The sequence below is a fragment of the Streptomyces sp. sk2.1 genome (assembly GCF_008120935.1).
Classification (GTDB): Bacteria; Actinomycetota; Actinomycetes; order Streptomycetales; family Streptomycetaceae; genus Streptomyces.
Map to the genome: position 1 here is coordinate 1 of NZ_RDBO01000168.1, position 1019 is coordinate 1019.

The following is a 1019-nucleotide window of genomic DNA, read 5'->3' on the forward strand; positions in this document are numbered from 1 at the left end:
GCCCCCGGCCCGCTCCCCGCGCTGGCCCGCACCGACCCCTTGCGGTCCACCGCCCGGAGGGCCGGGTGCCCCGTCGCGTACCGCAGCGGAAGGGAACCGGCCGCCACCGGCAGGCACGGGCCCGGCTCACCGGACGGGGTCGCCGCCACCCGCACCAGCCGCTCCCCCACCACCAGATCGACCAGCGCGTGGTCCGCGAAGCCCGCGAGCGCGTAGTCCAGGTAGGAGGTGGCCGCCTCCATCGGGTCCTCGCACTCGGACGCCGACCGCGAGGCCCGGTGCAGCTGGTTCGACCGGAACCGCGTCCGGTCCGCCTCCTGCGCCGCCAGCCGCTCCGCCGTCACGTCCTGGAACAACCAGCCGACCCCCAGCGGGACCGGCTCCTCGGCCAGCGGCGACGCCAGCCGGAGGAAACCGCTGCGCCAGCAGCGCCGCCGCTCCCCCTCCGCCGTCCGCAGCGTCACCCACAACTCGGCGGGCGCCGGTGGTGCGCCCTCGGCCAGCACATGCTGCAACGCGCCCTCCACCTCCTCGACGCCCCGCACGACGACCTCCCCCAGCGGACGCCCCAGCAGCGCCGCCCGGCCGACGCCCAGGGCACGCGCCGCGTGCGCGTTGACCACCGCGGGACGCAGATCGGCGTCGACGAGGACCACACCCCAGGACGCGTCCTCCAGCAGCGCCTCGCTCAGCGCGATCGACCGCTCCAGATCGATCTGCGCGTGCACCTCGCTGAACGCGCAGTACACCCCGGCCGGCCGCCCGTCGGCGCCCCGCACCCCGGCCGACTGGGTCCGCACGAGCACCCGGCCGCCGTCCTTGCGCAGCAGCGCGAACTCGTGGACCCGGCGGCCCGGCCCGTCCATGGCCGCCATCAACCGCCCCCGCACTGGGGCGGCTACCGCGTCGTCCCCGACACGATCGAGTTCTGGCAGGGCCACCCGAACCGGCTCCACGACCGGCTGCGGTACGTCCGCGAGGGCAAGGACTGGCGCGTCGAGCGCCTGTGCCCGTAGGAC

1 protein-coding gene and 1 pseudogene are annotated in these 1019 nt (G+C 76.5%); one reads left to right on the forward strand and one right to left on the reverse strand.

All coding sequences use genetic code 11. The features are described 5' to 3' along the window. Positions 1 to 875, reverse strand: an 875-nt coding sequence (locus tag EAO76_RS41880) for a PAS domain-containing protein (protein ID WP_148841469.1), incomplete at its 3' end; no start/stop codon positions are given. On the opposite strand from EAO76_RS41880, the pseudogene EAO76_RS47870 reads away from it, so the two are divergent. After that, positions 774 to 1016, forward strand: a pseudogene (locus EAO76_RS47870) (pyridoxine 5'-phosphate oxidase C-terminal domain-containing protein); the annotation flags it as partial. The gene EAO76_RS41880 and the pseudogene EAO76_RS47870 overlap by 102 nt on opposite strands. Positions 1017 to 1019: the final 3 nt, after the last annotated feature.